Here is an 18,580-nt window from a genome sequence, read left to right on the forward strand (position 1 = left end):
CTCGCGCGGTCCGGGCGGTCAGTGCCCCAGCGGGCACGCCGGCCGCAGCGCCGGCGGCGACTCCGCGCCCGACGCGTCGTCCGGGTCCGGCCCCGAACCCGACTGCGCCGACCCCGAACCCGACTGCGCCGGTCCCGAACCCGGTTGCGCCAACCCGGAGCGCGGCTGCGCCAACCCCGAGCGCGGCTGCGGCGCCGGCCCGGCGCCGGACGGCGTGGACCGCGGCGGCTCGGCCCACGGCAGCGGCAGCGGCAGCGCCTCGGTGCGCGGGCCGGGCGCGTACCAGGGCAGCGCGACGTAGTCGGGCTTGAGCGCGGGCGGCGGGAGCTCCGGCGCGCCCGCCAACGGCTCCGGCGCGGCCACCAACGGCTCCGACGCGCCCGCCGACGGCTCCGGCGCGGCCACCGACCGCTGGGCGGCGTGCCGGCCCGCCGGGGCGGGGACGTCTCCCCGGCTCAGCGCCCGCGCCTCGTCGTCGAGGTAGAAGTTCGGCCGCAGGTCCGCCTCGTGGTAGTAGCGGTGGAACACGCCGGTCGCACCGCCGGAGAGGGGTGGGACGATCCAACTCCAGTCGGCCGGCACCTGGCGGCCGGCGCGCTCCTCGTTGCGGACATGGGCGAGGAAGCGCTCGGACTCGGTGTGATGGTCGCTGATTTTCACCCCGGCCCGCTCGTACGACCACAGCACCGCCCGGTTGAGCTCCACCAGCGCCCGGTCCCGCCAGAGCGTGCTCGCGCGCGACGTGTCGAGGCCCATCCGGCGCGCGACCTCCGGCAGCATGTCGTAGCGGTCGGGGTCGGCGAGGTTCCGCGCCCCGATCTCGGTCCCCATGTACCAGCCGTTGAACGGCGCGAGTGGATAGTGCAACCCGCCGATGGTGAGCCGCATGTTGGAGATGGCCGGTACGGCGTGCCAGCGCAGCCCGAGGTCGGCGAACCAGGGCAGCTCGGGGTGGGCCAGCGGCACCTCCAGCACGGCCCGGTCGGGAAGCTCGAAGAGCCGCAGGCCCTCGTCGGGGGTCTCGATGGCCAGCGGCAGCACGTCGAACGCGTCGCCCTTGCTCGTCCAGCCGAACTCGCGCACCGCCGCGGTGAACCCGACCGAGCGGGGATCGCCGGTCACGCTGCCGTCGGCGTTGCGGTAACCGGCGTACCGGATGAGCTGGTCGTTCCACACCCGCGGGTACGGCCGGCCGGGCGTCGCGGGCGCGAAGACGGAGATCACGGGCCGGATCGTGCCGGGCTCGCGGCTAGGCGCGTCGGTGCCGCCGGCCAGGTGGAGATGGTGGACGAGCGCGTCGAAGATGCCGTCGGCGGCGGTGACGTCGCGCCGGTCGAGGACCACGAGGCTGCGCCAGTAGAGCCGGCCGATGCAGCGGCTCGCGTTGCGCCAGGCCAGCTTCGCGCCGTACGACAGTTCGTCGGCGGTGTGCCGGTAGACGCCGGTTTCGGCGAGTTGCGCGCGCACCTCGGAGAGTCGTGGCTCGACCGGGCCGAGCCGGGGATTCTCCGCGTAGCACTGCCGCAGGAATTCCTCGGCCTCGCCCGGATCGATCGGCGCCGCCGGGTCCCATGTCTCGATCGGCGCGTCCCGATACCCCGGTACCGTCATGTGCGCTCCTCCTCGGCGAACGTTTCGCGACGCAGCCGCCACGGTGTGCCACAACCCGACGCGCCGCCGCGTGAGGCCATGCTGCCCGCACAGCTCGACGACACCAACCGACCGTAAGCCGCGAATGGCATCAAACACGAAACGCGTTCAATGCGAAAGGGGCGCGAGACGGACCGCGTGTGCGATCCGGCTCGCGCCCCTTGACAAACCCCGGCGTTACTCGCCCGGAGCGGACTTCGCGATCTGCATCAGGAACTCGATGTTCGTCCGGCTCTGCTTGAGCCGGTCGAGCAGCAGGTCCAGCGCCGCCTGCGAGTCCAGCGAGGACAGGACCTTGCGGAGCTTGTGCGTGATCGCCAGCTCCTCGGGCGCCAGGAGAATCTCCTCCTTGCGCGTGCCCGACGGATGGATGTCGATCGCCGGGAAGACCCGCTTGTCGGCGATCTTCCGGTCGAGCTTGAGCTCGGCGTTGCCCGTGCCCTTGAACTCCTCGAAGATGACCGTGTCCATCATGGAACCGGTCTCCACCAGCGCGGTGGCGAGGATGGTCAGTGACCCACCATTCTCGATGTTGCGCGCCGCGCCCAGGAAGCGCTTGGGCGGGTAGAGCGCGGTGGAGTCGATACCACCGGACATGATGCGGCCGCTGGCCGGCGCGGCCAGGTTGTACGACCGGCCGAGCCGGGTCACCGAGTCGAGCAGCACGACCACGTCGTGGCCGAGCTCGACCAGGCGCTTGGCCCGCTCGATCGCCAGCTCGGCGACCGTGGTGTGGTCCTGCGGCGGACGGTCGAACGTGGCCGCGATGACCTCGCCCTTGACCGACCGCTGCATGTCGGTGACCTCTTCGGGCCGCTCGTCGACCAGCACCACCATCAGGTGGACCTCGGGGTTGTTGCGGGTGATCGCGTTGGCGAGCGCCTGCAGCACCATGGTCTTACCGGCCTTCGGCGGCGAGACGATGAGCGCCCGCTGGCCCTTGCCGATCGGCATCACCAGGTCGATGACCCGGGTGGTGAGGATGTGCGGCTCCGTCTCCAACCGCAGGCGCTCCTGCGGGTAGAGCGGCGTCAGCTTGTAGAACTCCGGCCGGCGCTTCGCCTCATCCGGGTCCATCCCGTTGATCGTGTCGAGCCGAACCAACGGGTTGTACTTGTCGCGGCGCTGCTCACCCTCGCGGGTGGCGCGCACCGCGCCGGTGACGGCGTCGCCGCGGCGCAGGCCGTACTTCTTGACCTGGGACATGGAGACGTAGACGTCGTTCGGACCGGACAGGTAGCCGGTCGTGCGCACGAACGCGTAGTTGTCGAGCACGTCGAGGATGCCGGCCACCGGGACGAGCACGTCGTCCTCGGTCACCTGCGGCTCGCGGCCGCCCTCGGCGCCCTCGCCACGCTCGCCGCGGCCACGGCGGCGGTCCCGGAAGCGGCTGCGCCGGCTGCGGCGGCCGCCGCCCTCGCCGTCGTCGTCGCCGTCCGCGTCCCGCTCGACCCGCTGGCCGCGCTCGCCACGGTCACCGCGCTCGGCACGCTCACCGCGCTCGCCACGGTCACCGCGCTCGGCACGCTCACCGCGCTCGGCACGCTCACCGCGCTCGGCACGCTCACCGCGCTCGGCACGCTCACCGCGCTCGCCACGCTCACCGCGCTCGCCGCGCTCGGCACGGTCGCCGCGGTCGCCACGCTCACCGCGGTCGCGGCGGGACTCGGCCCGCTCGGACCGCTCGGCCGCCCGGTCGGTCCGTTCGGCGTCGCGCTCGGCCCGTTCGGCCGTTTCCTCCGTACGCTCGGCCGCCCGGCTGCGCCGCGGCGCGCGCTGGCGCTCCTCGGTCGCGGGCGCGGCGGCGACCGCCGCCGGCTCGCCGTTGGTCCGGCGCTCGGCCTCGACCCGCTCGCCGGCACGCACCTCGGCACGTACCTCCTCGCGAGCCGGCGCGGCCGCGGCAGCGACCTCGGCTCGCGGACGCGGTGCACCCGCGGCGCCGGCGCCGGCCTGGCGCTCGGAGATCGCCGCGATCAACTCGCCCTTACGCATGCGGGCCGTACCGGAGATGCCGAGCGACGCGGCCAGACTCTGCAGCTCTGGCAGCAGCATCGCCGACAGACCGGTCCCGGACCGCCGGCGGCGGACGGGGGCCGTGGTGGCGTCGTCAGCGACGTTCGAGACATCCGACGTCACGTCGGTGGTGTCGCTCAATGGATTCCTTCCCTCGATAGGCCGGGGCTGCCCGGATCGAAGCGCTTGGTGGCCGGGCGGCCTCGGTGCACCCGCCTCGCGTGACGCGTCGCGGGAGTCTTTCGCACAGCAGCCCGCCGGTTTCCCGACTCGCCGGAACGGCGGGTAGGTCTCGGCGTCTGCGGCGATCTGTGGAGACTGCGGTTTGGCGTTAGGCCTAGGCAGGGGTGAGACGGGCTGACCGCCGATAGCTTCGGGGGTGCGCCGCCCCGCAGGAGATCGCGTGCTTCGCGGCTGTGCTAGGCCTAGAGCCTAATCAACTCTTCCGACCTGCGGCAACAGGGTCCCGCTCGGCGTGTCCCAGTATAGCCCCTTGAATCCTGGCCCCGGTTACGTCTACCGGCAACGTTCGGGCAGCCCAGCCGATTCCCACGGCGAAGTCCTCGGGCACCTCGGTCAGCGCCAGGACCGTCGGTCCCGCCCCACTGACCACGGCCGCCACACCGGCCTCACGCAGCGCCGCGACCAGCGCCGCCGTCTCGGGCATCCCCGCCGCCCGGTACTGCTGGTGCAGCCGGTCCTCGGTGGCCGGCAGCAGCAGCGCCGGGTCCGCGGTGAGCGCGTGCGTCAGCAGGGCGGCCCGTCCCGCGTTGAGCGCGGCGTCCGGGTGCGGCACGGTCGCCGGCAGCGCCGCGCGCGCGACCGCGGTCAGGCCGCGCTCGTCGGGCACGAAAACCGTCGGGCGTACGCCAACCGCGGCCGGCAGGGTCACGGCGCGCGCCCCGTCCGGCTCGGTCCAGGCGATGGTGAAGCCGCCGAGCAGACACGGCGCGACATTGTCCGGATGTCCCTCCAACCGCGCGGCGATCCGCAGCATTCCGGCGTCGTCGAGCCGGGCCGCGCCGTCGACCACCAGCGCCCGGGCGAGCAGCACGCCCGCCACGATGGCGGCCGAGGAGGAGCCGAGCCCGCGCGCCTGCGGGATCCGGTTGACGCAGGAGACGGCGAGCCCGGCCGGGCGGGCGCCGAGGACGTCGAAGGTCGCGTGCATCGCGCGCACGAGCAGGTGGGTCTCGTCGGTCGGGAGCTCCCCCGCGCCCTCGCCCGTCACCTCGACGTGACAGCCGGCGTCGGTGACCCGCGCGGTGACGTCGTCGTACAGCGCCAACGCGAGCCCGAGCGCGTCGAAGCCGGGCCCGAGGTTGGCGCTGGTGGCCGGCGTCCGGACGTGCACCGGCTCGGCGACGAAGGAGACACCCATTCGGCACATGCTAAAGCCTGCGGGGCGCCCCACGATGTCTCACGTGGACACGTCCGACCCATGGGACGACCCGCGGCGGGGGCCGCCGGGGTCACGGGCGCTGGGCGTCGACGCCGCGCAGGTCGTCGGCGGGCCCGACGGCCGGATCGTGCAGGGAGAGCCGGCGGGTGGCGATCCGCCAGCCGACCGCGTAGGTCAGCGTGACCAGGCCGCATCCGGCCAGCACCACCCGCGCGTCGATGTGGTCGACCATGAGGGCGACCACGAGCTGGCTCACCGAGACGGCCAGCGTCGCGAGCATCATGTCGGTGGCGAAGACCCGGCCGCGCAGCCGGTCCGGCACCTCGCCCTGCAGCGCGTAGTTCGACATCACCCAGTTGCCGCCGCCGCCGAGGTGCGCCACGAAGACCAGCGCCAACACCAGCGGAAACCACTGCACGAACGACGCGCCCAGATACGCCAGCCCGTAGGTCGACATCGACACCGCCAGCCCCGGCAGCAGCCAGGAACGCCGGGTCAGGACGTTGCGCATCAGCATCGGACCGACCAGCGCGCCGGCCCCGCGGGCGGCGAAGAGCAGACCGGTGCCGACCGCGCCGACCCCGAACAGGCCAGGCAGCAACGGAAAGACCGTCAGCACGCCGTTGCCCAGCCCCACCGCCGTCTTCACGGTGACCAGGGCGAGCACCCGGGGCCGCTGTCCGACGTAGGACAGCGCCTCGCGGATCGCGGCCCAGGTCCGCTGCGCCGGCACGGCGTGGTCGCGGGGCGCCTGCAACGGGCGGGCGATCCGCCGGGCCAGCACGGCCGCGGCGGCCAGACTTCCCGCCGCGATCCAGAAACAGGCGTACGGCCCGAACGCGGTGGTCAACACGCCGCCCAGCGACGCGCCGACGACGGTCATCGTGCCCCACGCGGACCCGGCGACCGCGTTGGCGGCGGCGAGCTCCGGCGCGTCGACGACGTTGGGGAGCGCGGCCTGCGCCGCCGGCGAGTAGAACGCCTTGGCCACGGCGATCGCGCCGATCGCGGCGAGCGCCAACCAGGCGGTGGCGCCGCTACGCACGCCGAGCAGGAGCAGCGCCCCGACCAGCGCGGCGAGGTTCGCCACCATCATGATCTTCTTGCGGTCCACCCGGTCCGCGATCGTGCCGGTGTACGGCAGCAGCAGCGCGACGATGCCGGTGTCGGCGGCGAGCACGAGCGCTCCCCAGACCCCGCTGCCGGTCAGGTCGGGCAGCAGCACCAGCAACGGCACCATGACGAACCAGTCGGCCCCGAACACCACGAGTTCGGCGAGGAACAGATTGCGGAAATCGCGGTTGTGCGTAAGGACCGACACTGGAGACGCCACGTACCGGGAGGTTACTCCGTCGATCCCGGCGGCCCCCGCCGCGCCCGCATCAGCTCGGACACCGTGACGAACTCGTACCCCCGCCCCCGCAGCCCCTCGATCAGCTCGGGCAACGCGCGGATCCCCACCAGCCGCTCCGGCTTGCCCACGTCGTGGGCGAGCAGGATCGTGCCCGGTTGCGTCTTCGCCACGACCTCGCGCGCCTGGGCCCCCGGGTCGTCGTGGAAGTGCTTCTCCAGCATCTGTTGCGACCAGAACACCAGGTGGTAGCCGAGTTCGGCGGCGGCGAGCACGGCTCCCCCGCCCAGATGGCCGTACGGCGGACGCAGCAGCGACGGCCCCTGCCCGGTCGCCTCCTGGATCGCGTCGTGCGCCCGCCGCAGCTCGGTGCGCGCCTCGGCGGGGTCGGTCCGGGCGAGATCCCGGTGCGCCCACGTGTGGTTGCCGACCTCGTGTCCGTTCATCCGGCCGCGCACGACCGGGGCGTGCCGCTGCGCCCGCTGCCCGACCATGAAGAAGGTGGCCGGGGCGCGGTGCCGCTCCAGCGTGTCGAGCACCAGCGTGGTCCACTCCGGCCGCGGCCCGTCGTCGAAGGTCAACGCCACCAGCTTGCGGTCGGTCTCCACCGCCCACGTCACCAGCAGCTCACCGCGGCCCGGACGGCTCGGTTGCAGCCTCGTGGCGCCGGCCGCGCCGGCCCGGATCGGCAGCTTGCGGTCGGTGACGTCGGCGGCCTCCGCGAACCCGGCCGCGCCGAGACCCGCGCCCGCCATCAGCAGGCCGCCCCGCCGCAGAAACGTGCGGCGCGTCGCCCTGGCCCTCTCATCCCCCATGGTCTGCTCCCGCCACTCGGGGCATCCCACATATCTGTTTCCCGAAAGGCGCCCCTCATGCCGCCGCGGCGGCATGAGAGGCGCCGGGAAATCCGCGGGCGCTACTCCTGCGGGCGCAGCGGGGACTTCGTGCTCTTCGGCAGTCGCAGCACCTCGAACTGGTCCGTACCCTCGGCCAGCACGGGCCGCGGAGCCGCCGGCTCCGGTGCCGGCTCGTCCGCGCCAGAGGCGGCCGCGGTCGTCGCCGCGCCCCCGTCGGTCCCGCGCGCCGGCTCCGCGCCCACCGCGGCGGGCTCGGCCGCCGACGGCGCGGGCTCGGCCGCCGACGGCGCGGCGTGCCGGCCGGGGCCGCGACGCCGGTCCCGGATCCGCTCCTTGGTGCGCTCGACCATCGTGTAGAGCGTCGGCACCAGCACCAGGGTGAGCAGCGTGGAACTGATCAGGCCGCCGATCACGACGATGGCGAGCGGCTGCGAGATGAACCCGCCCTCACCGGTGAGGCCGAACGCCATCGGCAGCAGCGCGAAGATCGTCGCGATCGCGGTCATCAGGATCGGCCGCAGCCGGCGCCGGCCGCCCTCCACGACCGCCTCGCGCACGCCCATGCCCTGCGCCCGGTACTGGTTGATGAGGTCCATCAGCACGATCGCGTTGGTCACGACGATGCCGACGAGCATCAGCACACCGATCAGCGCCGGCACGCCGAGCGGGGTGCCGGTCGCCAGCAGCAGCCCGATCGCGCCGGTCGCGGCGAACGGGATGGAGACCAGCAGCACCAGCGGCTGGATCAGGCTCCGGAACGTCGCCACCATGATCACGAAGACGATCGCGATCGCCGCCAGCACCGCCAGCCCGAGGTCCGCGAACGCCTCGGCCTGGTCGGCGCTCACCCCGCCCACCGTGTACGTCGCCCCGGCCGGCAGCGTCAGCCGGTCCAGCCGCTGCGTCAGCTCCGCGGTCGTGCTCCCCAGGTTCGAGCCGGTCGCCGTACCGCGGACCGTGACGCTGCGCTGACCGTCGATCCGGGTCACCTGCACCGGCCCCTCGACCTCGACGACGTCGGCCACGTCACCGAGCCTGACCGGTCCGACCGGCAACGCGCGCAGCGCGTCCACGGTGGCCGGCGGGATGCCGCCGCCCAGCACCACCTGCTGCTGGTCGCCGTCGAGCGTCACCTGCCCGAGCGGGGCGCCCCGGAAGGTCTGCGCCACGAGCTGCCCGACCGCCGCCTCGGAGAGCCCGAAGCGGGCGGCGACGTCGCGCTTGACCCGCACGTGCAGGCGCGGCGCGCTCTCCGCGAGGCTGCTCGTCACGTCGGTGACGTCCGGCGTGTCGGCCATCGCCTGCCGCACCTGGTCCGCCGCGCGCGCGAGCGCCTCGGCGTCCGCGGCCTGCACGATCACCTGCAGCTCGTTCGGGGACCCCCCACCGGGGCCGCCCCCGGCGCCGCCGACGGTGAGCTCGCCGGCGTCGGTGAGCCCCGTGAACTCCTCCCGCAGCGTGTCCTGCAGCGCCGCGCTGTCCGCGTCCTCGTCCAGCGCGACGGAGAACGTCGCCGAGGTGGCCGAGCCGCCCCCGAAGCCGAACATGCCGCCGCCGCCCACCGTCACCTGATAGGACTTCACGCCCCGGGTGCGCTCGAGCACCGCCTCCACCTTCTTCGCCGCGGCGTCGGTGGCGGTCAGGCTGGTGCCGGCGGGCAACTCCTGGCGGACGCTGAGCGTGTCCTGGCCGGAGTCGTCGATGAAGTTGGTCTCCAGCCGGGTGGAGAGCCCGAACGTGCCGAGCAGCACGACCAGCCCGATCGCCACGGTGGCCCAGCGGCGCGTGGTGGCGAAGTTGATGACCGGCAGGTAGATCCGCTGCAGCGGGCTGCGCAGCTCCTTCTCCTCGGCCACCCGGCGCACCGCCGCCTCGTCCTCGCCCCCGGACGCCGGCCTGAGGAACCAGTACGCCAGCACCGGGATGATGGTCAGCGACACCAGCAGCGAGGCGAGCAACGCCACCGTGACGGTGATCGCGAACGGCGCGAAGAGCTGCCCGACGAAGCCACCCACGAAGGCGATCGGCGCGAAGACCGCGACCGTGGTCAACGTGGAGGCGGTCACCGCGCCGGAGACCTCGCGTACGCCGTCCAGGATCGCCCGGCGCTTGCGCTCGCCGTACCCCAGATGCCGTTTGATGTTCTCCAGCACCACGATGGAGTCGTCCACCACCCGGCCGACCGCGATGGTCAGCGCCCCGAGGGTGAGCAGGTTGAGCGAGTAGTCGCCGATCCAGAGCGCGATCAGCGCGACCAGCACCGACAGCGGGATGGAGACGGCGGTGACCAGTGTGGATCGCACGGACAGCAGGAACACCAGGATGACCACCACGGCCATGACGAGACCGAGCAGCCCCTCCGTCGTGAGGCTGTCGATGGACTTCTCGACGAACGGGGCCTGGTCGAAGATCACGGTGAGCTCGGCGCCGGCCGCGGCGCCCAGCTCGGCGAGCCGGTCGCGGACCTCGTGCGAGATCCCCACCGCGTTGCCGTCCGGCGTCGCGGTGACCGCGATGCCGAGGCTGTCCGCGCCGTTGGTCCGGGTGAACGAGGTCGGCGGGGCGAGCCGTTGCTCCACCGTCGCCACGTCGCCGAGCTTCACCGGCGGCCGCGGCCTGCCGGCCGCCGGCGTGGGCGTGAGGTAGATGCCGCGCAGCTCGTCGAGGGTGCCGATCCGGGTGCCGACCTGCACGGTGAGGCTTCGGTCGGCCTCGGTCACCGCGCCGGCCGGGATGGCCACCCCGTTGGCCTGCAGGGCGGGGCCGATAGCGGTCGGCGCGATGCCGGCGGCCGCGAGCCGCGCCGGGTTCGGCGTGATCACGACGAGCTGGTCGCGCGCCCCGGTCACCTCGGCGGTCCGGACCCCCTCGATGCTCTCGAGCTCCGGGATCACGTTCGCCGCGAGCTTGTCGGCGAGTGCGCGCTCGTCACCCCCGCCACCCGACGCGGCCAGCACCAACGCCGGCAGGTCGTCGGTGCTGCCGGCGAAGACCACCGGATCCACGCTCTCGGGCAGCTGGGAGTCGATCCGGTTGAGCGCGGTCTCCAGCTTGTTGACCGCGTCGTCGAGGTCGGTGCCGAACTCGAACTCGACCTGGACGGTGGCGAACCCCTCGCTGGAGGTCGACGTCACCGTGCTGAGGCCGGGGATGCCCTGGATGGCGTTCTCGATCGGCGCCACGACCTGCGACTCGACGATCTCCGGGGCGGCGCCGGGGTAGCCCGCCGAGACGAAGGCCGCGGGAAACTCCAGCGACGGCAGGAGCTGCTGTTTCAACGACGGAATGGCGAAGGCCCCGAACGCCGTGATCACCACCGCGACGAGCGCGACGAGACCCCGGTTGGCGAGGCTGAGCCGGGCGAGCAAGGACATGAGCGGGCTCACTCCTGGATAGGTGGATTAGCTCGACACGAATAGTTTGCCCAACGCGAACAATTAGCCTGAGTCCGGGGGGCGCTGATAGCGTCCGGTGATCAACGGCGACGGTTGGCGTAACCAGTGGAGCGGGATGTGATGGCCGGCAGGGAGCGGCTGGTCGAGGAGATCATGTCGGCGCAGCGGCGCCTCCAGGTCCTCTTCGCCTACGACCGCTCCGATCCGTTGTTCAACGCCAACGTGACGGTGCCGCAGCTCAAGGTGCTACTGCTGCTCTTCCTGCGCGGTCCGGCGGCGGGCCAGGACCTCAGCCGGCTGCTCGGGGTGGGCCTCGCGACCGTGACCGGCATCGTCGATCGGCTCGTCGGCAACGGCCTGGTGAGCCGACGGGAGGATCCGCGCGACCGGCGGGTCCGCCGCGTCGAGCTGACCGACGAGGGGCACCGCCTGATGGAGACCATCATCACGGCCGGCATGGAGCGCCAGCGCCGCCTGCTCGACCGCCTGAACGAGGCCCAGCTGCGCACGGTCGTGGCCGCCCTGACCATCATGATCGACGCCGCCACCGCCGACGCAGACCCCGACGCCTGACGCCCGCCTCTCCCCCGCACACTCCGCGCAGCGCACGGTTGATCAAGGGCTCGGCAGCAGAGAATGCGGGTTCCGGTGCCGCCGCCCCCTTGATCAACTCGGGACGGCGGTGGGGGCGACGGAGCCGTCAGGCCAGGTCGAGGGCGCGGGCGGCGGCGAGGACGTCGTTCTTGATGGTGGTCGGCGACGGGGCGGTCGAAATCGCCCACTCCGGGTCCTTGAGGCCGTGGCCGGTGACCGTGCAGACGACCGTGGCGCCGCGCGGCACCATCCCCGCCTCCGCCTGCTGGAGCAGCCCGGCCACGCTCGCGGCGCTGGCCAACTCGACGAAGACGCCGACCTCGCGGGCGAGCAGCCGGTACGCGGCGAGGATCTCGCGGTCGGTGACCGCGGCGATCAGACCGCCCGACTCCTCCCGCGCGTCGAGCGCCTTGGTCCAGCTCGCCGGGTTGCCGATCCGGATCGCGGTGGCGATCGTCGAGGGCTCGCGGACCGCCGCGCCGTTCACGATCGGCGCCGCGCCGGCGGCCTGGAAGCCGTACATCCTGGGCTTGCGGGTGGCGTTGCCGGCCGCGACGTCCTCGCCGTAGCCCATCCAGTACGCGCTGATGTTGCCGGCGTTGCCGACCGGCAGGCAGTGGATGTCGGGCGCGTCACCGAGCGCCTCGACGATCTCGAACGCCGCGGTCTTCTGCCCGTGCAGCCGGTCGATGTTGACGGAGTTGACCAGCGCGACCGGGTAGTCCTGGGACAGCTTGGAGGCCAGCGCCAGGCAGTCGTCGAAGTTGCCGTTGACCTGGAGCAGCTTCGCCCCGTGCACGAGCGCCTGGGCGAGCTTGCCCAGCGCGATCTTGCCCTGCGGCACGAGCACCGCGCAGGTGAGCCCGGCCCGGGCGGCGTAGGCGGCCGCGGACGCGCTGGTGTTGCCGGTGGAGGCGCAGATGATCGCCTTGTTGCCGCTCTCGACCGCCTTGGAGACCGCCAGCGTCATGCCGCGGTCCTTGAACGAGCCCGTCGGGTTGGCGCCCTCGACCTTGAGGTAGACGTCGCAGCCGAGCCGGGAGGAGAGCACCGGCGCGGGCAGCAGCGGCGTGTTGCCCTCGTGCAGCGTGACGACCGGCGTGGCGTCAGTGACGGGCAGCCGGTCCCGGTATGCCTCGATCAAACCCCGCCACATGTCGCTCTCCTCACCGTGTCGCACTCAGCGTCACCAAGCATCCACCGACCGGGCCGGGCGCTGCCGCTGATAACCACTTCTCGGGACAGTGATCCCGGACTCAGCGCTCCTGGCCGCCCTCGACCCGCAGCACGCTGGCGATCGAGCGGACGATGTCCAACCCGCGCAGCTCCTCGACCGTGGCGGCCAGCGCGGCGTCCGGGGCCCCGTGCGTGACGATGACCAGGGTGGCGTCGTCGGCCCGGCCGGACTGGCGGACCGTGGCGATCGAGACGTCGTGCTTGGCGAAGACCCCGGCCACGGTGGCCAGCACGCCCGCGCGGTCGGCCACGTCCAGGCTGATGTGGTAGCGGGTGAACGACTCCCCCATCGACCGGATCGGCAGGTCCGCGTACGCGGACTCGCTGGCCGCCCGGACCCCAGCGAGCCGGTTGCGGGCCACCGCCACGATGTCGCCCATGACCGCGCTGGCGGTCGGGGCGCCGCCGGCGCCGCGACCGTAGAACATGAGCTGGCCGGCGGCGACCGCCTCGACGAAGACGGCGTTGAACGCGTCGCCGACGCTGGCGAGCGGATGGCTGCGCGGGATCATGGCCGGGTGCACCCGGACGCTGACCGACTCGGCGCCGGTGCGGTCCGGGCCGCGCTCCGCGATGCAGAGCAGCTTGATGGTGCAGCCCATCGCCTTGGCGCTGGCCACGTCGGCGGCCGTCACCTCGGTGATGCCCTCCCGGTAGACGTCCGCGGCGCCGACCCGGGTGTGGAAGGCGAGCGAGGCCAGGATGGCGGCCTTGGCCGCCGCGTCGAAGCCCTCCACGTCGGCGGTCGGGTCGGCCTCGGCGTAGCCGAGCGCGGTGGCCTCGTCGAGCGCCTCCGTGAAGCCGGCGCCGGTGGCGTCCATGCCGGAGAGGATGAAGTTGGTGGTGCCGTTGACGATGCCGGTGACCCGGGTGATCGTGTCGCCGTGCAGCGACTCCCGCAGCGGGCGCAACAGCGGGATCGCGCCGGCCACCGAGGCCTCGTAGTAGAGGTCGGCGCCGCCCTCGGCGGCCGCGTCGTGCAGCGCGGCGCCGTCCTCGGCCAGCAGCGCCTTGTTGGCGGTCACCGCGCTCTTGCCGGCCCGCAGTGCCTCCACCAGCCAGGTGCGTGCCGGCTCGATCCCGCCGACGACCTCGACGACCACGTCGACGTCGTCCCGCTTGACCAGGCCGAGCGCGTCGGTGGTGAACAGCTCGGGGTCGACCGGCAGCGGGCCGCGGTCGCGGCCGAGCCGGCGTACGGCGATGCCGGCGAGCTCGATCGGGGCCCCGATCCGGGCCGCGAGGTCGTCGGCCTGCTCGTGCAGCAGCCGGACCACCTCGGCGCCGACCGTTCCGCAGCCCAGCAGCGCCAGGCGCACGGGCTTAACCATGCTCACCCCACATCGAGTGCCAGTAGATCGTCTTCGGTCTCCCGCCGGACGATCACGCGTGCCTGCCCGTCGCGGACCGCGACGACCGGTGGGCGGGGCACGTGGTTGTAGTTGCTCGCCATGCTGCGGCAGTAGGCACCCGTGCCCGGCACTGCGAGAAGATCTCCGGGCTGCACGTCGGCGGGCAGGAATTCATCCTTCACCACGATGTCCCCGGACTCACAATGCTTTCCCACCACGCGGGCAAGGATCGGCGCCGCGGTGGAGGCGCGGGACGCGACGGTCGCGGAGTACGACGCGCCGTACAGCGCGGTGCGGATGTTGTCGCTCATCCCGCCGTCGACGCTGACGTAGGTGCGCAGGCCGTCGACGTCCTTGACCGTGCCCACCTCGTAGAGGGTGAACACGGCCGGGCCGACGATGGCCCGCCCCGGCTCGATCGACAGGTGCGGCACGCCCAGCTCGTGCGCGGCGCACTCGCTGTCGACGATCTTGTTGAGCCGCTTCGCCAGGTCGTACGGGGACGCCGGGTCGTCCTGGGTCGTGTAGGCGATGCCGAAGCCGCCGCCGAGGTCCAGCTCGGGTAGCTCGACCCCACGCGCGTCGCGGATCTGCGCCTGCAGGTCCAGCACCCGCCGCGCCGACACCTCGAACCCGCTGGTGTCGAAGATCTGCGAGCCGATGTGGGAGTGCAGGCCCCGCAGGTCGAGCACGTCCTCGTCGATGATCCGCAGCGCGGCCTCGAACGCGGCCCCGCCGGCGAGGGAGAACCCGAACTTCTGGTCCTCGTGGGCGGTGGCGATGAACTCGTGGGTGTGCGCCTCGACGCCGACGGTGACCCGGATGAGCACGGCCTGCCGTACCCCGCGCTCGCGCGCGATCGCGGTCAACCGCTCGATCTCGTCGAACGAGTCGACGATGATCCGCCCGACCCCGGTCTCCACCGCGCGGGTCAGCTCGCTGATCGACTTGTTGTTGCCGTGGAAGCCGATCCGCTCCGGCGGCATCCCGGCGCTGAGCGCCACCGCCAGCTCCCCGCCGGTGCAGACGTCCAGGTAGAGCCCCTCCTCCGCGATGACGCGCACGATCGCGCGGCAGAGGAACGCCTTGCCGGCGTAGTAGACGTGGTGGTCGGGGAAGGCGGCACGGAAGTCGCGGCAGCGGGCGCGCAGGTCGCCCTCGTCGAGGACGTACGCCGGAGTGCCGAACTGTTCGGCGAGCTCGCGCACGCCGAGGCCGCCGACGGCGAGGGCGCCGTCGGCGGCGCGCTCGACGCCGCACGGCCACAGTTGCGGCACGAGCGCGTTGACGTCTTCGGGGGCACGCAGCCAGCCGGGCTGCGGGCTGGTGATGTCACCGTGCAGCGCCCCCGCTTCATGGGCTCGCATGTGGCGGTTACATCCTCTCCGGCGCCGAGACGCCCAGCAGTTCCAGCCCGTTGGCGATCACCGTGCGGGTGGCGTCGTTCAGCCACAGCCGCGCCCGGTGCAGATCGGTGATCTCTTCGTCACCCATCGGCAGTATGCGGCAATTGTCGTAGAAACGGTGGTAAGCCGGAGCGAGATCCTTCTCCAGGTAGTGCGCCAGCCGGTGCGGGGCCCGCAGCTCGGCCGCGGCGGTCACCACGGCCGGGTAGTCGCCCAGCGCCTTGAGCAGCTCGTTCTCCTTCGCGTGAGCGAGCAGCTCCGGCCGGAACGACTCCGCGTCACCGCGGGTCAGCCCCAGCTCCGCCGCGTTGCGCGCCACGCTCGCCGTCCGGGCGCCGACGTACTGGACGTAGAAGACCGGGTTGTCGTTGGAGCGCCGGGTGATGACCTCGATGTCGAGGGTGAGCGGCGAGTCCGTCGAGGAGCGGGCCAGGGAGTACCGCGCGGCGTCGGTCCCGACCGCGTCAACGAGCTCGTCCAGCGTGATCACGTTGCCGGCCCGCTTGCTCATCCGCACCGGCTGCCCCTCGCGGACGAGGTTGACCAGCTGGCCGATCAGGATCTCGATGTTGGCGTCCGGGTCGTCGCCGGCGCAGGCGGCGATGGCGCGCAGCCGGTTGATGTAGCCATGGTGGTCGGCGCCCAGCAGGTAGACGCACTTCTCGAAGCCGCGTTCCCGCTTGTTGATGTAGTACGCCGCGTCGGCCGCGAAGTAGGTCTTCTCGCCGTTGCCGCGGATCAGCACCCGGTCCTTGTCGTCGCCGAAATCGGTCGTCCGCAACCAGAGCGCGCCCTCGGACTCGTAGAGGTGGCCCTGCGCGCGCAGCGTGTCGAGGGCGTGCTCGATCGCCCCGCTGTCGTGCAGGCCCCGCTCCGAGAACCAGACGTCGAAGTCGACGGCGAACCGGCCGAGGCTGGCCTTGATCTCGGCGAGCATCAGCCGGTAGCCCTCGTTCCGGAAGACCGCCTCGGCCTCGTCGCCGGGCAGGTCGAGCACGGCCGGGTGCTCGGCGAGCACCTGCCGGGCGATGTCGGCGATGTACTCGCCGCCGTAGCCGTCCTCCGGCGTCGGCTCGCCCTTGGCGGCGGCGAGCACGGAGCGACCGAACCGGTCGATCTGCGAGCCGGCGTCGTTGATGTAGTACTCGCTGGCCACGTCGGCGCCCGCCGCGGCGAGCAGCCGGCGCAACGAGTCCCCCACCGCCGCCCACCGGGTGTGCCCCAGGTGCACCGGGCCGGTCGGGTTCGCCGAGACGAACTCGAGGTTGACCTTCTGACCGGCGAGGACGTCGCTGCGGCCGTACTCCCGGCCGGCCTCGACCACGACGCGGGCCAGCTGCCCGGCGGCGGCCGGGTCGAGCCGGACGTTGAGGAAGCCCGGACCGGCGATCTCGACGGACTTGACGCCCGGCGTCCGGGCGAGCTGCTCGGCGAGGCCGGCGGCGAGCTCGCGGGGCGGCAGCCCGATCTTCTTGGCCAGCTGCAGCGCGATGGTGGACGCGTAGTCGCCGTGCTCCGGGTTGCGCGGTCGTTCCACCGTCGTGGTGGCCGGCAGGGCGGCGCGGTCGAGCCCACGCTCGGAGAAGAGGGCGTGAGCGGCGGCGAGTACGGCGTCGGCGAGCTTGGCGGGAGTCACCGAGCCATGTTACCGGGGTAGACTCGGCCACCCCGGCGGAGACCCTGGGCGTCCACGTGGCCCGCCACCCCGTGACCGACCGACCTGACGAGGCACCATGAGCATCAGCACCCCGGGTGGCGACCAGCGCCGTCCGTCCGTGGTCAGCACCGGCAAGAAGCCGGCGGCCGGCGCCAAGCCCGCGGCCGGGGCGAAGCCCGCATCGGGCGGCAAGTCCGCGGGGGCCGGCAGGCCCGGCGCCGGCAAGGGCGCGCGCAAGAAGATCGCCCCGGTCAAGGTCAGCCAGGGCCGCAGCTGGGGCCCGATCGCGCTGTTCACCGCGGTCGGCCTGCTCGCCGCCGGCATCATCGGCTACGGCGCGTGGGCGTCCTTCAAGGGCTCCAGGAGCTGGGAGGAGCGCGCGGCGGAGATCTCCGGCATCGTGAACTACCGCAAGCAGGACCCGCAGCTCGTGCAGGGCGGTAACCACCAGCAGGGTCCGATCCAGTACACGGTGCTCCCGCCGGTCGCCGGCCCGCACAACGCCGCCTGGCAGAACTGCATGGGCGACGTCTACGACGCGCCGATCGCCAGCGAGCACGCGGTACACAGCCTGGAGCACGGCGCGGTGTGGGTCACGTACCGTCCCGACCTGCCCAAGGACCAGATCGACAAGCTCGCCGAGAAGGTGCGCGGCAACGAGAAGACGATGCTGAGCCCGTTCGACAAGCTCGACAAGCCGATCTCGCTGCAGGCCTGGGGCTACCAGCTCAAGGTCGACAACGCCGACGACGCCCGGATCGACGAGTTCATCAAGACGCTGCGCGTCAACGCCTCGGTCGAGGGCCCGACCGCGCTCTGCTCCCAGGGCATCACCGCCACCGGGACCACCCCGCGAGACCTCCAGCAGCAGTAAGGGAGCCCGATGACGACCTCGGCGCAGGCGGACCCCGACACGCCGCGACCGTCCCGTCCCGCGCGCCGGTACGGCACGCTCGCGGTGGCGCTGGCGATCGTGGTCGGCCTGCTGCTCGGGTACGCCGGCGGCCTGCTGACGCCCCGTCTCACCCGGCCCGGCGACGCGTCGGTCGAGGCGGGGTTCGCCCGCGACATGAGCTCGCACCACGCGCAGGCGGTGGAGATGGGGCTGATCGCGTTCCGCTCCTCCTCCGACCCGGCGGTTCGGCAGCTCGCCGTCGACATCGCGACCGGCCAGCAGGGCGAGATCGGCATGATGCAGAGCTGGCTGCGCGAGTGGGGCCTGGGCCCCAACCGCTCCGGGCCGCCGATGGCGTGGATGTCCGACGGCGCGGCCACGATGAAGGACGGCCTGATGCCGGGGATGGCGACGCCGCAGGAGCTGGAGCGGTTGCGCACCACGCAGGGGCGCGACCACGACGTCCTGTTCCTGGAGCTGATGATCAAGCATCATCTCGGCGGCGTGCACATGGTCGACGCGATCGTGGAGCACGGGGCCGAGTCCGAGGTGATCGAGGCCGCCACGCGGATGAAGAACACCCAGCAGGGCGAGCTGACGAACATGAACAACCTGCTGGCCCGGCTCAAGGGCGCCCCGGCGTCGGCGGAGGCGCCGCAGCCCCACCACTCCAATTGAGGGCGGACTAAGTCTTAATTGCCCGAGTTTGCAGTTTGAGTAGCGCCGCCACCCGCGCGCGCCACACAGCCCCCACGTCGGTCGTTGTGCC

Annotated in this window: 13 protein-coding genes; 3 read left to right on the forward strand and 10 right to left on the reverse strand. The window is 72.7% G+C overall.

Translation table 11 applies throughout. The features are described 5' to 3' along the window. Nucleotides 1-18: 18 nt before the first annotated feature. The 6 genes from BLW47_RS09810 to BLW47_RS09835 form a co-directional block, all read right to left on the reverse strand. Nucleotides 19-1,611 carry a nitric oxide synthase oxygenase gene (locus BLW47_RS09810; RefSeq protein WP_175543571.1) on the reverse strand — a complete coding sequence of 531 codons (1,593 nt, stop codon included), beginning with the start codon at nt 1,609-1,611 and terminating at the stop codon, nt 19-21. 216 nt (nt 1,612-1,827) lie between these two features. Next, complete coding sequence (gene rho, locus BLW47_RS09815; RefSeq protein WP_091554787.1) at nt 1,828-3,807, reverse strand: transcription termination factor Rho; 1,980 nt, start codon at nt 3,805-3,807, stop codon at nt 1,828-1,830. Between the two features lie 295 nt (nt 3,808-4,102). Continuing rightward, a complete protein-coding gene (thrB, locus tag BLW47_RS09820; RefSeq protein WP_091554790.1) occupies nt 4,103-5,047 on the reverse strand; it encodes a homoserine kinase in 945 nt (314 codons plus the stop codon). A 91-nt stretch (nt 5,048-5,138) separates the two neighbouring features. Next, nucleotides 5,139-6,401, reverse strand: coding sequence for an MFS transporter (locus BLW47_RS09825; RefSeq protein WP_091554791.1), 1,263 nt, complete (start codon nt 6,399-6,401; stop codon nt 5,139-5,141). An 11-nt stretch (nt 6,402-6,412) separates the two neighbouring features. Then, nucleotides 6,413-7,234, reverse strand: coding sequence for a polysaccharide deacetylase family protein (locus BLW47_RS09830; protein ID WP_091554793.1), 822 nt, complete (start codon nt 7,232-7,234; stop codon nt 6,413-6,415). A gap of 101 nt (nt 7,235-7,335) precedes the next feature. Then, nucleotides 7,336-10,650: an efflux RND transporter permease subunit gene (locus BLW47_RS09835; protein WP_091554795.1), complete on the reverse strand. Its 3,315-nt coding sequence runs from the start codon at nt 10,648-10,650 to the stop codon at nt 7,336-7,338. A 141-nt stretch (nt 10,651-10,791) separates the two neighbouring features. On the opposite strand from BLW47_RS09835, the gene BLW47_RS09840 reads away from it, so the two are divergent. Then, nucleotides 10,792-11,244 (forward strand): MarR family winged helix-turn-helix transcriptional regulator, encoded by a 453-nt coding sequence (locus tag BLW47_RS09840; RefSeq protein ID WP_091555721.1) that lies wholly within the window; start codon nt 10,792-10,794, stop codon nt 11,242-11,244. 127 nt (nt 11,245-11,371) lie between these two features. On the opposite strand, the gene thrC is transcribed toward BLW47_RS09840, so the two are convergent. The 4 genes from thrC to argS all read right to left on the reverse strand — a co-directional run bounded on the left by thrC (nt 11,372) and on the right by argS (nt 16,895). Continuing rightward, nucleotides 11,372-12,421, reverse strand: coding sequence for a threonine synthase (thrC, locus tag BLW47_RS09845; RefSeq protein ID WP_091554797.1), 1,050 nt, complete (start codon nt 12,419-12,421; stop codon nt 11,372-11,374). Between the two features lie 100 nt (nt 12,422-12,521). Beyond that, the gene (locus tag BLW47_RS09850; protein ID WP_175543599.1) at nt 12,522-13,820 is read right to left on the reverse strand and encodes a homoserine dehydrogenase; all 1,299 of its coding nucleotides are present in this window, start codon (nt 13,818-13,820) and stop codon (nt 12,522-12,524) included. A gap of 14 nt (nt 13,821-13,834) precedes the next feature. Beyond that, complete coding sequence (lysA, locus tag BLW47_RS09855) at nt 13,835-15,220, reverse strand: diaminopimelate decarboxylase (protein WP_091554803.1); 1,386 nt, start codon at nt 15,218-15,220, stop codon at nt 13,835-13,837. A gap of 7 nt (nt 15,221-15,227) precedes the next feature. Then, entirely contained in the window at nt 15,228-16,895 is a 1,668-nt protein-coding gene (argS, locus tag BLW47_RS09860) for an arginine--tRNA ligase (protein ID WP_091554805.1), read from the reverse strand. Between the two features lie 97 nt (nt 16,896-16,992). Between argS and BLW47_RS09865 the strand changes: the two genes are divergently transcribed. Both BLW47_RS09865 and BLW47_RS09870 read left to right on the forward strand, forming a co-directional pair. Continuing rightward, nucleotides 16,993-17,790, forward strand: coding sequence for a thioredoxin-like domain-containing protein (locus BLW47_RS09865; RefSeq protein WP_091554807.1), 798 nt, complete (start codon nt 16,993-16,995; stop codon nt 17,788-17,790). A 9-nt stretch (nt 17,791-17,799) separates the two neighbouring features. Then, nucleotides 17,800-18,489, forward strand: coding sequence for a DUF305 domain-containing protein (locus tag BLW47_RS09870; protein WP_091554810.1), 690 nt, complete (start codon nt 17,800-17,802; stop codon nt 18,487-18,489). Nucleotides 18,490-18,580 lie beyond the last annotated feature (91 nt).

Source organism: Micromonospora pattaloongensis, from assembly GCF_900107255.1.
Classification (GTDB): domain Bacteria; phylum Actinomycetota; class Actinomycetes; order Mycobacteriales; family Micromonosporaceae; genus Micromonospora_I; species Micromonospora_I pattaloongensis.